We start from the raw sequence: 17,622 nt of genomic DNA on the forward strand, positions 1-17,622 counted from the left end.
GCACCTAGGGCACGGTAGCTGTTAGCCGCTGATAGCTGAGACAGCCAAGCGAAAACCGGCGCGCCCAAAACAGACTCATCATGTGCGATGTCGATTAGTCCTTAGGATCGAAACCAAGTTGAAGAAGAGCAGGTCATTGCTAGTGTCGCGTTCCTTGTTCTGGCTGTCAGATGCCGAGTGGGCGGCGATCTAGTGCCCGCCTATAAACACTAAGATATTGAATTATTTCGCTTAAATGTTGAATCCGGGCTTTAAGAGCCCGGCGATGACGATTATGCTGTGGGCTCAAACCACTGAAATCATGGCATGATCAACACACGCAGGAGCCGACAATGCGCCAAAAACGCATATTCCAGAGCAGCCTATTCGATCTGTTTGCCGATCACCAGATCGGACGTGTGCTCAAGGCGATTTCAGGGTGGCTCGATGTGCAGACTGAGTTGCTGCCACTGCTGGCAGCAGATCTGGTGGGGCTGGCATCGAGGACACGGCGAGCCAGGGGCTACCGGGAGAATCGGTTCTGCGGTGCGCTGTGCTCAAGCAATATCGCCAGCTGAGTTACGAGGAACTGGCCTTCCATCTCGAGGTTTCATGTTCATTCCGCGCCTTTGCACAACTGCCCCTGGCATTGCGCCTTGGCTCGAGCATCGAGAGCGCAGCTTAGCGTCTTGAGGTTGAACACTATCTGTCCCTGATTGAGCGGGTCATCGACCAGACCCGGCGACGGGTCTTTGCCGGTGAGCGCGTCCCGACGGCCGACAAGCTGGTCAGCCTGCTTGAACCGCATGCCGAAATCATCGTCAAAGGCGGCCGCGACGTCCAATACGGCCACAAGCTCAACTTCTCCACCGGCAAGAGCGGCATGTCGCCATGTATGGCGAGCCACCGCGCTTATCAGCCGCCGATGGCGGCTTTGGCAATCGGGGTACGCGACGTCGCCTTCCACAAGAAGTGCAGTCTCAAAATCGAGGACATGGCCAAGAGTAAATGGGTTCATCTCCAATTGCGCAACTTCCGCGCCGGGATCGAGGCTGGCATCTCGTGCCTCAAGCCCGCTTCAAACAGACATAGTCAGGTTCGCGCCCCCAGACTGCTCCACCGGCCGCCGCCGGGCGATCTCACTTGCCTACTGGTCGGACAAAAGCGCCGATCTCGCCATAATCATGCCTCGGATACCAAAGCAGCGACTTGCTCAACTCGCAATACACTGTCGATAGCGATAGCAGCCGCCTCTGAAGTCAAACCAGACGACAAGAAACAGCCTGTTTATGGACAGACACTAAACTAGCCTCATCTGCCCAAGAGCCAACCCAGAACGCGCCGGATTGACGACCGGGGTGAGGGGGGGAATTTCGGGCATCCTTCCTTGCGCTTTCTTGTCATACCCGACATGGCATGGCACAAGGCCAAGAGGGCGTCAGGTAGGCAATTTCATGTTAGGGTTACTTCGTCTCCGCCAACAGAGGCGCGCAAATACGCATTCCATCAATGACTACCGGAAAATCGTGCGTAACAAACTTCGGCAGATACCACACAACCGTGCGCTGGCGTTAGCTCAAGCAATCGGAGCCGAAAGTATGGAGACCTTTGTAAGCCAAGGCGATGGTCACGTCGCGGTACTGCTCCATAACGGTCTGACTGACGGCATGGCGGTCTATGACTTGGGCTGCGGCTGCGGGCGCACTGCGCAAGCACTTCGGCGTTCAGGCTGGAAAGGCACATACATCGGGGCTGACGTGGTACCAGAACTGCTGCAAGAACTGGCGCGTCAGTGTCCGGATTATGCGACAGTCCTTAACACCACCCCCACCATCGCGGCGCCTGATGGCTCGCTCGACATTGTGTTCCATTGGTCAGTCTTCACTCATTTATTTCCGGCAGAAGCCTACCTTTACACCGCCGAAGCGTTTCGTGCGTTGAAGCCGGGCGGACGCATGGTTTTCTCGTTCCTCGAGATGGAGGATTCGGCGCATGACCGAGTGTGGCAAGCGAACCAGCGATTACTGCGTGAGGGCAAGGCAGCCGCGCAACTTGATGCCTTTCTGCATCGCGACTGGATCCGTCGCTTCGCGCGCGATTCCGGGTTTCTTGAGCCGAGCTTTACGGACGGCTCAGATGATACATATCACCCGCCGTTCTGGCAGGCGCTGGCGGTAATGGAAAAACCCGTCTGATCTCTTCAGACGCACCCGCTGCACCTGCGCCAGCGTGATGTCGTCGCGCCTCCGGTCGTAGAAGTAGGGAACCTCTGCACAGATAGGAATTTCGGCGTCGTTCGGCGTCAGTCGCGAGCATCGGCGCGGTGCGCTCTTTGTGGTGCGTGAAATAGGCCGAAATCATGGACTTTCTGCCCCACTTTCGTCCCTACACGACCGCTATTCGGGCTATTCCCCGTTCGGCGGGCGCAGTTGTCTGCGCGTCAGGCTAATTGCTCGTGCATTATGTAGATATTTGGCCAGGGAGAGCTGGCAGGTTAGCGCCCAGCCTCCGACGTGTTGCGCGGTTTCATCCTGTTGGCGAGGGAGTGATCGATAGGAGTCTCGTTCTGGACTCCATAAGGAAATCAGGAGATGGGCCGGATCGAGGTCATCACCCATACCGATCACCGCCTTAAATATTCGCCCGCCGCGCAAGCCGCGATCATGCGGGAGGCGGACGCGCTCGGATGCGACCGTGCACGAGGTGGCGAAGCGGCAAGATATAGCTGAGAGCCCGATCTACAGCTGGCGCACGGCGAGACGGCAGGCGGAGGAGGTCGCCAGCGAGCCACTGACCTTCAATTCATACGCTGCTGTGCCGTAGAGTGCTGTCTGCTACCTTTTCTGCAGCACCACCGCCAGCACGACCTGATCCGGTCCCCACGATGCCGGTGATGCTCCAAGTCTGACCGGCTCGTCGGAACAATGCGACGGCCCTGAAAATACGCTCAGGACGAGGCGAGATCAGGTAGCATCTCAAGCAGGCAGATCCGGTCCTGGCCTAACGACAGTCGCCGAAAACGCCGATTGGCGCCTCATCGCCTCGCTCATGCAGGGTAACGGCTCCTACGCGGCGGCAATGCCCGGCGATGTAAGCCCGCACGCGATCGGTCGCATACCGGTTTACCGGCTCGTTGCGCGGCCGAAGAGCCATGACCACTACGCCCGGTCGCCGGGCAAGGATGCGGTCGATCTCTCGATCGGTATCCAGATGACTGACGTTTCGCTCGATCTCGGAATTGAGATGCTGGGGAAAGACCAGTGGCGAGAGGAAGCGCTTGCCGGTCATGGCGTAAAGCCAGGACGGACCGTCGAAGACCAACATTCCCCCGCCCCCATCGTGCGCCTGGGCCAATTGGGAAAGCTGTGCCATTTCCTGGCGGGCCTGCCGGCTCAGATTGAAGTCCGTGAAGTCATACCAGAGGGCATAGACCGCAATGAAAGCGGCGAAACCGATGCGCCCGGCTCCGCCTCGGGCGAAAGCCAGCCCTGCGGCGACGCTGAGTGGAACCAATAGCGGCAATGCATAATGCGCAAAAAAGGAAAGCAGCGCCAGCAACCCGGCCGTTGCCGCCAGTAGCCAGCCAGCGAGAAATGCCAGCAGGGGCCTTTCGCTTCGAATTCCCACAAGGCCCCATAGAGACAGTAAGGCCACGGGACCTATCCGCACTGCAAGAGCATAGCTCAGGAAGGAGAGCTGCTCAGGCGGCCGGACCTGCTTGGTCAGCGAAGATGTGACCATTGCATGCCACCACTCATTGCCATGGCCGATAACCATGTAGACCGCGCCGATAGCGATCGTGGGAATGGCGCCCAGCAGCATCCAGCGCAGGATTGGCGCGATCATGGTCATGCGGCGACCATCGCGCCATAGCGCCGCGGCACACCACAGGCCCAGGAACGCGCTTTCGAAAATGGCGGTAGGCTTGACTGCGATAGCCAGCCCGCAGAGCGACATGGCGACATCGATGCGTGAAATCGCCCGGCCCGAATGCAGTTGCATCGCCCCTCGCCAGACCAGCAGGGCCGCCGTGGCGATCAGCAGATTGTAGAACACCGGCGCTTGCCCGCCGAAACCGTTGAACGGGCCCAAGAGGACGAGATAAGCCAGTCCGCCCAGCAGCGCCCCCTGGGGCCGGGTACAATCCAGAAGCAGCCGACAGATAACCCACGCGGTTGCCGCTGCAAAAGCGGCCGCGCCCCATTGATAGGCAAGCACCGGATCGGGAAAGAAGGCGAAAAGCCAGTAGAGCAGGAAAAGCCCGAGGGGCTTGCGGTCCCAGACATCGACATAGGGGAGCGCCCCGCCATGCATCCGTTGCCCGACCAGCAGATAGAACTGCTCATCCACCCCAAGATTGGGATTGCCGAAAGTCGAACATCGCAGGGCCAGCGCCACCGCGGAAAGCAGCACCGCAATCCAGATTAGGCGCTTTACCGATGTGGCGCCGCCTGCCTCTAACGCCATGGTACGTGCGATCCCCTTGCCACCGTGCAGCCTTGGCAGATCATGAAAGGTCCGCCGAAAAGCAAGAGTGGAAGCGCGCTATTCGAGACCCGGCGGGCACATAAAGTCAATATTAACTAAATTTTTGGGTTCAACGGGCTAGTGTCGCGCTGTTACGACAACCTGCAAAGGTGCGAGATCGGCGGGGCCAGGCGCATCTTTTGGATTGTGCTTTTCGATCTGGAAGCCAACCATTGCAATGCGGGTATCCGGGGGGATCAGAATTGCTCAGAGTTGAACGCGAACTGGCCGATCCGTCCACGCAGGACGATGTTTCACCTCCGGATGGACCGCCGACATCGGAGCTTTCCGAAGGGGGCGAACGGTCCAGGACGATCGTTCGTCTGTTGCTGGCCAGCGCACTCATGCTCTTTCTCGAGTTGGCGCTGATCCGCTGGCTCGGCGCGAACGTCGTCCACCTCTCCTACTTCTCGAACTTCATTCTGCTGGGTTCCTTCCTCGGAATTGGCGCGGGATTCCTGATCAGCCGCAAGAGCTGGTCGATCTGGCCGGCCTCGATGCCGCTCCTCAGTATCCTCGTTGCCGGCGTCCTGAGATTCCCCGTCACGATCGAGCGCAGCGGGTCGGAAATCATCTATTTCACGTCGCTCGAAGTGAACGGACCGCCGGCTTGGCTGGCATTGCCGGTCATCTTCTTGCTGGTTGCCGTGGTCCTGGCGGGCCCCGCCGAAGTGGTAGGCCGCTGCTTCGGAAAGTTGCCGCCGCTCACCGCCTACCGCTATGACCTCATCGGCTCCCTTATCGGGATCGCGACATTCACCGGCCTGAGCTTCATGCACGCGCCCTCGGTTGCCTGGGGCGCAATTGCGTTTGTCATTTACCTCCTGCTCGCAAGTCCATCGCGCCGTCTGGTGACCTGCGCCTGGGCGCTCGTCCTGGTGGGCAAACTGCTGATGGAGACGATGAATCCATCGGTGAGCTGGTCGCCTTACTACAAGGTCATTACGGAGCCCGTCGGCCCGAAAGAGCAGGGCATGCTGCTCATCGGCGTGAACGGCGTGCCGCATCAGCTCATGGCACCCGCGAAATGGAAGCTCGAACAAGGCGAGAGGATCTATGAGACGCCGTACCTGCGCCTTCCCGCCAATCCCCTCAAGGATGTGCTGATCGTTGGTGCCGGTTCGGGATCTGACGTCTCTATCGCTCTTACCGAAGGAGCGGGCCACATCGATGCAGTCGATATCGACCCTCGCATCATGGAAATCGGCGCCGAGCTCAATCCGGACCGGCCATACTCGACCAAACGGGTGGTGCGCCACATCAACGACGGCCGCGCTTTCCTCGAGAGCACGGACCGCAAGTACGACCTGATCCTATTCGCCCTGCCCGACTCCTTGACCCTGGTCAGCGGCGCTTCGCAGATCCGGCTTGAATCCTTCCTTTTCACCGAGGAGGCAATGGCGTCCGTGCGCAGGCACCTCAAGCCTGGCGGCAGCTTCGCCATGTACAACTATTACCGCGAGCCGTGGCTGATCGACAGGCTTGCCGGGACCGTGGCCAAGGCCTTCGGCCATGCGCCGTGTGTCGACACATTCTCCGGCGCACAGGCCGTCATCGCCGTCGGCGTCAACCCGGCCAACCAGAGCTGCGCCGGTATCTGGGCGCCTGCTTCGCCCGACAAGGTGATCAAGCCGGCGACCGACGACGCGCCGTTCCTCTACTTCAAGGGCGGAGCATTCCCGCAGCTCTACACGGTCACGCTCATCTGCATCCTGCTGGCATCGATTGCCGCTGTGCGCGTGCTGGGCGGCCCCCTGCGGCCGATGCGCCCTTATGCCGACCTGTTTTTCATGGGCGCCGCATTCCTGTTGCTGGAAACCAAGAACGTCGCGACCTTCGCCCTGCTTTTCGGGACGACATGGTTCGTCAATGCCCTGGTCTTTGCCGGTGTTCTGGTCATTGTCCTGGCCGCGGTTGAGACGACGCGCAGGTTCCGCACGCCGCCGCTGCCGATTGTCTACGGTGGCATCGCGGCATCGCTTGCGCTGGCCTGGGCGATCCGCCCCGACTGGCTGCTCCCCCTGCCCTTCCTGCCGCGCCTGTTGGCTGCGACGGTCCTGGCATTCCTTCCGATCTATCTGGCCAACGTGGCTTTTGCGAAGCGGTTCCAGAGCTCATCGGACTCGCAGTCGGCCTTTGCGATCAACCTGCTTGGCTCGATCGTCGGCGGTTGCCTTGAGTACTCGGCACTTGTGCTTGGCTACAACAACCTGCTGATCGTGACCGGCCTGCTCTATCTGGCGGCATTCCTGCTGATCCCCAAGGCACGCCAGACGAGCGGTTAGTCCACCGGGCATCCTGAAAATTCGATGCTGACCTGCGAATGATCGACGTATCGGTTCGATGGATCTACGCCATCGCCGTCTGACGATCATCTGATAATCCCAAAGGCGTGAGCGCTTGCTTCTCAAACACCTTTCGAACCGGGCCCGAAGCTGGAACGCACTCCCATGGAAAGGGCCTGCCAACCATGGCGCCGAGGGCAGCCATGCATTCAGTCTCTATCAGAAGCTGCTCCTGCTCGCTGGCTTTCTGGTTCTGATATTACTGCGCTTGCCACAAGTCTGGCAATTTGGCCGGTTCTTCTACGAAGAAGGCACTATATTCTTCAGCTATGCGTGGCATCGCCCCGCTTCCGAGGCGCTATGGCGGTCATTCGCCGGCTATACGAACCTGGCTGCCAATGCCTCCACTGTGCTGGCGGTCAACCTGGTCCGGTCGGGCACGATTGCCCTCGAACACGCACCCTACGTGACAATGGGCATCGCTACGCTGTTCCAGCTTATCCCGGCGGCTCTGATCCTTACGGGAAAAGGCACATGGCTGGACACCAGATCGGCCGTGATCGCCTCCTTGCTGATTGTCGCGATCAGTCCGATGACCGAAGAGGTCTTCGCCAACGTATTGCATATCCAGTTCCATCTGGCTCTATGCGCAGGCCTCATCCTGGCGCTCGATGTCCCGATTCATCGACGCGCTCGCATCCTGTACGGCGTCCTGCTCTTTCTGGCCCCGTTATGCGGGCCGGGCGCAATCATCCTCTTGCCTCTCTTTTGCCTTCGCACCCTTATCGACAAGGATGCCGGCCGCGCGATGCAGACCATCGTTCTGGGCACTGCAGCCGCGATCCAACTCCTGTTCTTCTACACGGCCAGTCCCTTGCGCGGAGACTTGCTCGATCCGGTCAGCCTGTTGGATCTGCTGTTCATCAGGCTCGGCGTAATGCCCCTGCTGTCTGCCCCGATCGCGAACCTCTATGGGGTTCAGATCTTTGCGGACTCGCGCGATCACGGTCTCATCTGGCTTGGCACCGCCGTCATCGCTTTCGCGTATTTCGCCGCTCTGCTGGCGTTCGCATCGCGCAGCCGGAAAGATCCTGCAATCTGGTTGATCTCGTCCGGGCTTCTGGTCGCATCTGTGGCATTTGGAGCAGGCATGCTCCCTCTTCCGCCGGGCGTCGTCTACTTGTCGACGGCAGCGCAGCGCTACAATTTCGTACCGCTGACGCTGATTGGCATGGGCCTGGTCGCCATGTCCACGCGGGCGAACGCCCCGCTTGCATGGGTCATTCGCGGCCTGACGTTCCTGTTCCTGGCATCGGGCGCACTTACTTATGCTGCGCCTATCGATGACATGGCACATGGTCCGAACTGGGGGGACGAAGTTGCCAGATGGCGCGCAAACAACCAGTACCGCCCCAAGGTCTGGCCTTCGACGTGGGAAGTCGATCTCTCGTCAGGTCACCGCCCCTGCCCTGCCAGAGCGGACGATTCAGGCGACCTGCCCTATTGCGAAGGGGCATGGACGAAGAAAGTCCTGGAGGACAGCCGCGCCCGCTGATCCTATACGGCCGCGACCAGACGGGTCATGATCTTGCGCAGGCGATAGAGGCAGTACAACACGACCCCTGCCCCAGCGAGAAGCATGACCCAGCGCCAAACGTCCAACCCTGCATCTTCCAGACGCAAGCCTTCCTTGCCGAGCGCGCCCAGCGCGACATAGCCGGCAAGCGAGGGCAGCGAAGCCAAAGTGCCGGCGAGAAAGTCGCGCTGGCTGATCCGGGTCAAGCCCAGGCCGTAGCTCGTCAGGGCAAAGGGCATGACAGGCGAAATCCTCAGCAGCGTAACCATGCGCCAACCTTCACAGGTCATGGCATGGTCCAATCGTGAGAAGGAAGCGTGGCGCTGCAGGATCGGCGTGATCCAGCGTCGCAGTGCGGTCCGGCTGAGCGCAAAGGCGATCCATCCGCCCAGCATCGTGCTGACCGCTGAGATTGCCAGCCCCGGCCCGAAACCCAAAAGCGCCCCTGCCATTGCCGCAATTATGGATGCGGGCAGGATACCGCAGGCCGCGACCAGCGTCTGCCCCAAGGCGAAGGCCCACCAGTTTCCTGCCATGAAGATCTGGAGATGGGCCGACCATTCATGAACGATCAGGCGTGCGGCCAGCAATTCCCGCTGAAACCTGAATGCCAGTAGGCACGCGCCTGACGGCACGAGCGCAGCAACGCCGGCCGCTTTGTGCAGCGGGCGTTGACTGAACTCAGTTCCTGGCAGCAAGTTCAAGGCGCAGGCCTTGCGAATTGTCCTGATCGCGAATTTGCAGCCTTGCCGCTTCGTCGAAGAAGATCTGCGGCTTCGCAATTTTCCAGCGCGACAGGCGATAGGAAACCGCCGTCTTGAGGACCTGAAGCCCATAGACGCAACTGCGTTTGAAATTGATGCTCGAGGCCTCGTCGAAGTAGCGGGTGGGGCAGGAAATCTCCCCGGTGCGGAAGCCGAACCAGGCGGTCTGGGCAAGCATCTGGTTATCGAAGACGAAGTCGTCCGAACATGCCTCCAGCGGCAGCTTTTCCAGCACCTCACGGCTCCAGGCACGATATCCGGTGTGATATTCGGAAAGCTTCTGCCCGAGGAGCAGGTTCTCGACCAATGTAAGCGCGCGATTGGCGATATACTTGTAAAGCGGCATGCCTCCTGCAAGCGCGCCTTTGCCGAGGATGCGGGAAGCCAGCACGACGTCGTAGTGTCCAGAGGCAATCATGCTCGCCATCGGCAGCACGAGCTTGGGCGAGTACTGATAGTCCGGGTGCACCATCACGACGATATCGGCCCCGCGCTCGAGCGCGGCACGGTAGCAGGTCTTCTGGTTTCCGCCGTAGCCCGTGTTCTTCGCATGGACGATAGTATGGATGCCCAGCGAGCGGGCAATGGCCGAAGTTTCGTCTGAACTGGCATCGTCCGTAAGGATGACATCGTCGACGACGTCAGCAGGAATCTCGCGAAACGTGCGCAACAAGGTGAGCGCGGCGTTGTAAGCCGGCAGGACTACGGCAATTCGCTTTCCGTCGATCATGGTCCGCAGGATTTGCAGATAATGGTAAAGGAAGACTTATTTCCGATACCGGAACCAGCAAAGAGCAAGTACCGTGTGCAATCGACCTGGCACGCGATGCAGTGCCGGTGAGCAATAGCTGGCATCGGGAACTGCGAACGATTGTAGCGCCCTTCTGGCCGGGCCAAAGGGCCATCAAGTCCCTTGCAGGCTTCGAAAACACAAACTAAGCCCATGATAAGTGCAGAATTTTTGGGCCTTGTCTTCATGATCCACAATACCGGTTCCAGTGCAGCGAACCTCGATGCGCATCCTTATACCGAACCGCGCGATATTTCGTCTCTGGACGAATGCTACTTCTATCATACGATGGATGTACCGGGACATGGTACGGTCAAGGGAGAGTGGGATCTTCGCGGGGTCCTGGACGACTACCTCGGTCATTTCGATTTCTCGGGCAAACGCGTCCTGGACGTAGGCGCCGCGTCTGGAATCCTGAGTTTTCACATGGAAAGCAAGGGAGCCGAGGTCGTCTCATTCGATCTTTCGGAAGACTTCGACTGGGATATCGTACCCTTTGCCGAGAATGACCGCGATGCAGCCAGGGCCGACCGGCGCAAGCATCTTCGCAAGATCAACAACAGCTATTGGCTGTGCCACGGTGCATACGGCTCGAAAGCGCGGATGGTGAACGGCGTGGTGTACGACATGCCCGCCGCGATCGGTCCGGTCGACGTGGCAGTCTTCGGGAGCATTCTTCTCCATCTGCGCGACCCATTCCTGGCATTGGAGAATGCGGCCCGCCTGACGCGAGAAACCATGATCGTCTCTGACCTATCGCCGTTCGGACGCTTCGCTAGCCGCTTCAAGCGCAATCCACGCTTCATGCCGAACAGTGCAGAGCCGGACGGAATTACCGATGGCTGGTTCCGGCTTCCTCCGTTGTTGGTGCAGGAGTACCTGGCCATCCTCGGATTCAAGGACTCCACGCTTACCTGGAACAAGTTCAAGTACGGCAATCGCATCCGGCCGATCTACACAATCGTCGCGCGGCGCTGACCTATCGGATCGCCGGGGCGTGTCGCCACCGGCCAGTGAGAAGGCGATCCCGTCTCGGCACTCGCCAGGCATCGACAGGCCCGGCGAGATAGGGCCTGCTTGAGAAGATAGACCGGTTACTCGCGCAGGAAGAGCGCAGGGGCCGGACAACATCGGCCGCGCGTTCTATACGTCGATCCCGTCCGCTGCTTCACAATAGTCACTTCGTCGCAGACAGGGAACGGGTCGTCGACCCACACGCAAACGCTGATAGGTGGATATACCACTCATTCAGGCTTATGAATGGTTAACTTCATTAAACCATTGTAATTACTCAATTGAAACGACGAGCAAAAAATAATAAAAGAGTCGTCTCATCAGAACATTCAATGCAAGAGTCTGGCAAGCCTAGCCAGTATTTCAACTCGCATTAGCTTTCGAGATACCAGTAGCCACTTGATAGGATCATGAACTCGCATTCGTTGCGAGCCAGTCCTGCGTGGCTGAAACTGCACAAATCGGGCGGGGATGTGTTATGGCCAGTTCGCAATCAGGACCCAAGGGTATCCTCCCTAGACGCGACTACTCGCAAGCCATCAAGGAAGCCCGCTTCAGTTCGCTCCGCAAGGACCCACGCGTTCGTGTGCGCAGTGAACATGAACTCGAGGCGATGAAATCCCATCTCGACGAGCTCTACGCAGATACGGACGCGGTCACGAGTTTCGTCGATGCCGGCGGACAGGTATTCGATTGCATTCCGATCAGTGAACAACCTTCCTTGCGGGAAGGCGGCGGAACGCCTGCCACGCCCCCATCGCTTGCAGAAGCGATAGGCCTTGCAGAAGACGAACCTGTATCGCCTGTCGAAGATTCGGAACCGGACCTCGATCGTTTCGGCAATCCAATGAAATGCCCTGCAGGCTTCGTGCCGGTGCGTCGAGTGACCCTCGAAGAGATGGCACGGTTCGAAACCCTGGCAGAGTTCTTCAGCAAAACCGGCGCCAAGCCGCTGTCTCCGCCAAGCGCGCCGGCTGCGAACAGTTCGCTGAACCATCGCTACGCCTATGCTCACCAGACGCTGGATAACCTGGGCGGTCATTCATTCCTGAATGTCCGCGCCCCGTCAGTGACAGGCGATCAGATCTTCTCCTTGTGTCAGCATTGGTACTCGGCAGGGGCCGGCGCAGCCCACCAAACCGTAGAGGTCGGGTGGCAGGTCTATCCGGCCAAGTACGGACACAGCCAGCCCGTGCTTTTCATCTACTGGACCGCGGACAACTATGGGCCCAGCGGCGCTTACAATCTGGACAAGGCTGGTTTCGTACAAACCAATTCCGACTGGACGATCGGCGGCACACTTTCGCCCGTAGGCAGCGGTGGCGGCCAGCAATACGAGATCGAGATCGCTTTCTACCTGAACGGCGGCAACTGGTGGCTGTATCTGGGCGGACTCAGTGCCCAGCATGCAGTGGGCTACTATCCTGCCAGCCTGTTCAACGGCGGGGCCATGGCAAGCAATGCCACCAAGGCACTGTTCGGCGGAGAGACGGTATGCGGCGCGGCCGGTCCTTGGCCGGAAATGGGTTCGGGAGCATTCTCGGGAGCAATCTATCCGCACGCTGCCTGGCAAAGGGCTGTCTTCGTTATGCCCAAATCCGGCGGCGCGCAGTGGGCAAGCCTCACCGGCCAATCGCCTTCGCCCGGCTGTTACGACCAGTTCATCGGAAGCTATACCGCGCCCTGGAATATCACGCTGTTCTACGGCGGCCCGGGTGGCGGAAATTGCTGAAATTGGGAGGCAATCATCATGGCACGGCAACCCGTCAGCGGTACGGCACCGAGTGAAAACATAGTCGCTACAGAAATCGACAAGGAGTTGGTCGCCCGCCAGCGCATCCCGCTCACTGCAGATACGCTTGGCGCTCTCGACGAGAAGCAAGAAAAGCTTTTCCTCGAAATCCGTGAATCCAACATCACGCATCTGTTCAAGGGAATGGGCGAAGTCAGGCAGAGCCTCGACATACTCAGGACCGAACTCAAGATCCGCATGGCACCGCCCCAATTGCTCGCGACGGTGATCCAGCCCGACGGCAGTCCGGCCAACCGCATTCAGGTGGAATTCGACCCTGCCAGCGTCGGGCGCCGGGGACAGCCCGTCACCGTGATGACGGGCGAGGATGGCGCCTTCACCATGCCCTTGCCCAGTGCGCTTCCACTTGCCGACAACGGCTCCCTCGAGCTCGTTTTGCATGGTGCCAACAGCGCCGTTCGCGCCAGCATCCCCTTCAAGCAGATTGCTTCCAACGGCCTTGCAGGGACGATCGCGCTCGACCAGTTTCTGCCTCCGCTTCCAGTCAGCATCTTGGCCTCGCTGCAATCGCTGGCACCGCCGCCGCCGACCGATGCCGCCGAACCACCGCCAGACAATACCCCGGTGCTGCCGGTACTGGCGATGGGGGACTGCGATGAATGCCTGCTGCAATTCGGCGCGAACAAGTCGATCGACAAGTTCCCCTATGGCGTCTTCTTCCGCCTCGTCGAACCACGAGCCAGCGTTTCCAGCGCGGTTCGGCGCTTTTCCCTCGGCGATCGCAAGTTCGGCTACCTTCCTTATTATGTGACAGGAGCGACAAGTACCGAACAGGTCAGTTACGTCGATCGGGTTCCGGTAGAGCAACCGCTCAGCATTGACGGTTTCCGCGACAGGCTCGTGGGAGTGAAGCCCAACGGCCTCATCTCAACTGACGAGACTGTGCCCATGGCCGGCACTCTGGGCCTTGGCTATGTCCTGCACATGTCGCAGCGGTGGACCTTTCAAGGACTTGCGCTTGGAGATCTGGTCTATTCCCTCCCGCTTGCCCCTGGCGAGCAGCAGCAGGTCGCCATCTTCGAACGGCGGGACACATCAGCTGTCTTCGAAAGCGAATTCTTCGATGAATCGCAGGCGCTTCTGCAAAGCGCAACCGCAGACACCTCGACGACAGCGACCTTCGCCTCGGCATTCAACGAGGTCATCAATGGCCGCAGTTCCTTCCGAACCGACAGCGACACATCGAGTGTCGGAGGCAGCTTCTTCGGGCTTATCAGTGGCGGCTCCGGGAGCAGTTCTTCGAGCGGAACGACCAGCAGTTCCCTATCCGGCCAACGCAACACTACTCAGAATGCTGCCCAGGCCACCCATTCCAGCGCCCAGTCTTCGGCGGCAGCGCGCCGGTCTGCATCCCGCACAGGCATGCGAATTGCGTCTGCCAGCGAACGCCAGTCGGTGACGACCAAGACGATCACCAACCACAACCATACGCGCGCCCTGACCATGCAATATTGGGAAGTCCTGCGCCTTTACGATGTGACCACAGCCATCGACGGCCTCACAATGACTGTGCTGATACCGCTTCAGGTCGTGCGATTCCTGCCGCCGAACGTTCCGCTCACGATCACGAGCCCCTTCCAGCTCGACACGCGTGCCGAAGTCCTGCTGCGCTACAAGTCGATCTGCAAGCACGCTGACGTCCTGGAACGTTGGCTCCCGCGCAAGTATCATCAGGGCATGAAGCTGCTAACGCAGTTCGCTGCAGATCCGACTGCGGAAGTAGAAGCTGCGGGCGGGGTCGCCTCGGACGTCATCAAGTTCACGATCCAGGGCAGCTTCCTCGAAGCGGACCTTATATCCATTTATGCCGTCACCAACCGCGGCACCCGCGTCGGCCCCGTCCAGCTCAACAATACGGCACCCACGCCTCCCGCTGATAGATTCGCTTCGCGCGAAGAATTCGTGTCCTGGCTCAAGATTCAGCGCCAACATTCTGCCCATGTCTTCACAGGTGCGCTGGCGCTGCCTCCATCGATGAACCGCAGCACAATCATCGGCTTCGAGATCACGCGCCGTTTCCGCTCGGCAAGCTACACGCTCATTTCCAAAGAACAGCAGGAGCTCAATGCCCTGCAGGCCCTCTTCGGCGGGCAGGCCAGTTGGATCGAACAGGCGATTGAGTCAGCCTTCAGCCAGGGATCGGCCCGTACGGCGCGCCAGACGATTACGCTCGATGCAGCCGCCCTTGAAAGGGAAGTCGGTGGTCCAAATGTAAGCAGTTTCCGTGCCCATGTCGTGGAACTGGACCAGAACGGCAATGAAGTCGGCCCGGGAGAGAACTACGCGCAGAACAGCATGGGCGGGGTCGAACTGCCCAATGCGCCCTACCCTGTTCCGGCGCTGCAATTGGCGCCCGTCCTGCGGTTCAAGGAAATCCTCGAGATCGAGGAAATGACCCAGCATGTCGTGCGCAACACCATGCGCTACTCACGCGCGGTCTGGTCTTCGCTGACCGCGGAAGAGCGGGCAGTCTTGCTCGAAGGCTACACAATCGGAGTTCCGGTCGGCGGAATCCAGGACCCAAGCCAGATGGTTCCCTTGCTTAATTGCGTCGAGAACAGGGTGCTGGGCTTCTTCGGCAATTCGATGATCATGCCCTTCTTCATCCCCCAAGTCCTTGCCCATGCAGGCAGTGACGGGCAGCCGCTCGATCCGGCCGAAATACAGGAATCCCTGCTCGCCTATCAACAGGCAACGTTCAAGCCGCCGCACTCGACTATTGCATTGCCGACCAAGGGCGTACTTGGCGAAGCTGTCCTGGGCCGCTGCTCGTCGGCCGAGAAGATCGATATCACCCGGTTCTGGAACTGGCAGGATTCGCCTTCGGACACAGCCCCGACAATCTCTCCGGTCGAATTGCCCACCGGCTCGGCAGCCCTCACGGCGGGAGCAGTTGCGCCCAATTCGCTTACCAACCTGCCCTCGCTCATCAACAACGTCCTTACCGCCCCCACGCCGGACACGGCTCTGCTCCAGTCGCTTGGTGCGAACGCCGCTGCGCAGAAGGATTTCGACAGCGCCTTGACCAATGCCGGACAACTTGCCGGTCTGATCACCAATGCCCAGAATGTTTCCAACGATGCCCGGGCAGATGCGCTCAAGACGAGCAAGGAATTGCAGGCCCAGGTCATTGCCACGGCCGGGAACATCGTTGGCGGAATCTACGGAGGCAATCCAACCGCCGGTTCGGATGCTGCCGCAGCGCTGAATGGCGGCCAGCAGTCAGGCGCAAAGAAGCCAGCGGCGGGCGACGGCAAAACCCCGAGCGGATCCACCGACGGTAAGTCGGACACGCCATCGCCAAGCCCGGCAAACGGCCAGGCCGGTGGAAGCGGAGGACAGCAGGGAGGCGGAAACCAGGGTGGCAACGCAGGTGGCGGTGGAGCTGACCCCGCACCTGCCCCTGTCCCCGGACCGCAATGACAGCGCGGCGCACGTCTTGAAGGGAACACTGTCATGGCTAACACATCAACTGCCACAAGCGAGAATATGCCCGCTCTTCCGCCCATGATGCCGGACGCCGTGCCCGGAGATCCGATTTCGGCGAACGATCTGGCGGAAGCCGGCGTCGGAGCAGGTCCCGTGGGATCGGCCGGAGAAGGCCCGTCTTCCGGACCTGCCAGCAATGCCGAGCCTGAGCCAACGCCAACGCCAACGCCAACGCCGACACCGACGCCAACTCCGTCGAGCAGCGGTAGCGCCGAACCTGGCGGTGATGCGGCCGACGAAACGACAGGAACCGCGGCATTCGCATCCATCGCAGGCGATACGCTGATCGACCTGCTCAAGAACGCGACATCTCCGGAAGCGCTGGAAGCGCAGAACATCATTCTGCGCCGCATCGCGCTGCAGGGCGATGTCATTCCTTCCCGTGTACCGCCGCCTCGCAACATCACGGAGATTGGCGGCTACCTGAACCTGCTCACTAACCTGAACGAACTGGACATGCGCTCGCAGGTCCTTGCCGGGATCCTCGGGGTAGCTGGTCCCAATCCTCCGTTAAGCGATGCCGGCATCGCTACGTTCCTCAGCTTTACGCCGGTAATCAACGATCGTCCGACAGGACCTTTCCAGGCCAGCCTCCCCGTTACCGTGCTGATCCGCAGCGACTTTGCGGGCCTCATAAAGGCGGCGATGGCTAGGCTGCACGAGCGCGGAGCGACATTGTCGATGCTGGCCGGACCTTATGCGCTGCCGCCTGCAGAAAGTCCGCTGACGACGATCATCGATCCGCTGGATTATGTCGGTCGTACATTGCGATTGGCTGGAGCTCTTGCCCTGACCGATCCGGCGACCGACCCACTCGCCCTCGTTCGCGAAAGCGGTTCAAGCGCCCCGTATAAATTGGCTGCACGCAGTGACGGTACGGGTTCGATCGAAGTTGCGGCAACAGATTACGAAGCTCTGCAGACCGGCCCTACCGGCATCGCCTCCGTCACGGTCACTGCAGGCCGGTTCGTCATTCTGGAGGAATTGCTCTCCGATACCGGTTTCGAACCTGGTGGACCGGCAATTACCGACCCCGAGAAGGCAAAACCGACCGAGTGGGCAAAATGGCGCAATCTGGCTGGCCTCGAACCGGGAATGACGCTTGGGGAGGAATTGCGCCTGCTTCATAGCCAAACCGAAATTCTCGGAAGTGCTCTGGCCGCAAAGGTGAACTGGCGCTGGAATGGAACCGAGTTCGCTCCCTGACTGCTCGTGCATTCGAGAGATAGATATCGGCGCGCCGGACTTACTTCGCTCAACGCAAAGCTCCGTCTATATCGCGACCAAACGCCCAATTGCAGGAGCTTCCAGATAGAAGTTGCGAATTGAACTCATTCGGTGCAATTTGCCGCCCGCAACATTCAAAATTTCCCTGCGGAGGCTAT

Annotated in this window: 11 protein-coding genes and 1 pseudogene; 9 read left to right on the top strand and 3 right to left on the bottom strand. The window is 59.9% G+C overall.

The features are described 5' to 3' along the window. Nucleotides 1-332 precede the first annotated feature (332 nt). From JI59_RS27925 to JI59_RS27225, 3 genes and pseudogenes are all read left to right on the top strand, one after another. Nucleotides 333-1,057: pseudogene (locus JI59_RS27925) on the top strand (hypothetical protein); the annotation flags it as partial. Nucleotides 1,058-1,577: 520 nt separating this feature from the next. After that, nucleotides 1,578-2,174 (top strand): class I SAM-dependent methyltransferase, encoded by a 597-nt coding sequence (locus tag JI59_RS25025; protein WP_007015720.1) that lies wholly within the window; start codon nucleotides 1,578-1,580, stop codon nucleotides 2,172-2,174. A 396-nt stretch (nucleotides 2,175-2,570) separates the two neighbouring features. Further along, nucleotides 2,571-2,708 (top strand): hypothetical protein, encoded by a 138-nt coding sequence (locus JI59_RS27225; protein ID WP_007015718.1) that lies wholly within the window; start codon nucleotides 2,571-2,573, stop codon nucleotides 2,706-2,708. Nucleotides 2,709-2,979: 271 nt separating this feature from the next. Here the strand turns inward: JI59_RS27225 and JI59_RS25030 are convergent, their stop codons facing one another. Further along, nucleotides 2,980-4,446, bottom strand: a complete 1,467-nt coding sequence (locus JI59_RS25030) for a hypothetical protein (RefSeq protein WP_007015717.1) — start codon at nucleotides 4,444-4,446, stop codon at nucleotides 2,980-2,982. Between the two features lie 263 nt (nucleotides 4,447-4,709). On the opposite strand from JI59_RS25030, the gene JI59_RS25035 reads away from it, so the two are divergent. Both JI59_RS25035 and JI59_RS25040 read left to right on the top strand, forming a co-directional pair. Then, entirely contained in the window at nucleotides 4,710-6,791 is a 2,082-nt protein-coding gene (locus JI59_RS25035; protein ID WP_007015716.1) for a spermine/spermidine synthase domain-containing protein, read from the top strand. Between the two features lie 115 nt (nucleotides 6,792-6,906). Further along, nucleotides 6,907-8,346, top strand: a complete 1,440-nt coding sequence (locus JI59_RS25040; protein ID WP_007015715.1) for a hypothetical protein — start codon at nucleotides 6,907-6,909, stop codon at nucleotides 8,344-8,346. 2 nt (nucleotides 8,347-8,348) lie between these two features. Here the strand turns inward: JI59_RS25040 and JI59_RS25045 are convergent, their stop codons facing one another. Together JI59_RS25045 and JI59_RS25050 are read right to left on the bottom strand one after the other, a co-directional pair. Beyond that, entirely contained in the window at nucleotides 8,349-8,957 is a 609-nt protein-coding gene (locus tag JI59_RS25045) for a TVP38/TMEM64 family protein (protein ID WP_007015714.1), read from the bottom strand. Between the two features lie 91 nt (nucleotides 8,958-9,048). Continuing rightward, nucleotides 9,049-9,861 (bottom strand): glycosyltransferase family 2 protein, encoded by an 813-nt coding sequence (locus JI59_RS25050; protein WP_007015713.1) that lies wholly within the window; start codon nucleotides 9,859-9,861, stop codon nucleotides 9,049-9,051. Nucleotides 9,862-10,074: 213 nt separating this feature from the next. Here JI59_RS25050 and JI59_RS25055 point away from each other — a divergent pair, with 213 nt between their 5' ends. From JI59_RS25055 to JI59_RS25880, 4 genes are all read left to right on the top strand, one after another. Then, on the top strand, nucleotides 10,075-10,899 hold the full coding sequence (locus JI59_RS25055) for a class I SAM-dependent methyltransferase (RefSeq protein WP_007015712.1): 825 nt from the start codon (nucleotides 10,075-10,077) through the stop codon (nucleotides 10,897-10,899). A 514-nt stretch (nucleotides 10,900-11,413) separates the two neighbouring features. Beyond that, nucleotides 11,414-12,667: a neprosin family prolyl endopeptidase gene (locus tag JI59_RS25060; RefSeq protein WP_007015711.1), complete on the top strand. Its 1,254-nt coding sequence runs from the start codon at nucleotides 11,414-11,416 to the stop codon at nucleotides 12,665-12,667. A gap of 18 nt (nucleotides 12,668-12,685) precedes the next feature. Next, nucleotides 12,686-16,171 (top strand): hypothetical protein, encoded by a 3,486-nt coding sequence (locus JI59_RS27930; RefSeq protein WP_007015710.1) that lies wholly within the window; start codon nucleotides 12,686-12,688, stop codon nucleotides 16,169-16,171. Nucleotides 16,172-16,204: 33 nt separating this feature from the next. After that, on the top strand, nucleotides 16,205-17,443 hold the full coding sequence (locus tag JI59_RS25880; protein ID WP_052118063.1) for a hypothetical protein: 1,239 nt from the start codon (nucleotides 16,205-16,207) through the stop codon (nucleotides 17,441-17,443). The last annotated feature ends 179 nt before the right edge of the window (nucleotides 17,444-17,622 follow it).

Source organism: Novosphingobium pentaromativorans US6-1 (assembly GCF_000767465.1).
Classification (GTDB): domain Bacteria; phylum Pseudomonadota; class Alphaproteobacteria; order Sphingomonadales; family Sphingomonadaceae; genus Novosphingobium; species Novosphingobium pentaromativorans.

Excerpts from the sequence above, each read along its gene's own strand:
- JI59_RS25025 (WP_007015720.1), top strand. The coding sequence starts at position 1,578 with ATGGAGACCTTTGTAAGCCAAGGCGATGGTCACGTCGCGGTACTGCTC.
- JI59_RS27225 (WP_007015718.1), top strand. The coding sequence starts at position 2,571 with ATGGGCCGGATCGAGGTCATCACCCATACCGATCACCGCCTTAAATAT.
- JI59_RS25030 (WP_007015717.1), bottom strand. The coding sequence starts at position 4,446 with ATGGCGTTAGAGGCAGGCGGCGCCACATCGGTAAAGCGCCTAATCTGG.
- JI59_RS25050 (WP_007015713.1), bottom strand. The coding sequence starts at position 9,861 with ATGATCGACGGAAAGCGAATTGCCGTAGTCCTGCCGGCTTACAACGCC.
- JI59_RS25055 (WP_007015712.1), top strand. The coding sequence starts at position 10,075 with ATGATAAGTGCAGAATTTTTGGGCCTTGTCTTCATGATCCACAATACC.
- JI59_RS25060 (WP_007015711.1), top strand. The coding sequence starts at position 11,414 with ATGGCCAGTTCGCAATCAGGACCCAAGGGTATCCTCCCTAGACGCGAC.
- JI59_RS27930 (WP_007015710.1), top strand. The coding sequence starts at position 12,686 with ATGGCACGGCAACCCGTCAGCGGTACGGCACCGAGTGAAAACATAGTC.
- JI59_RS25880 (WP_052118063.1), top strand. The coding sequence starts at position 16,205 with ATGGCTAACACATCAACTGCCACAAGCGAGAATATGCCCGCTCTTCCG.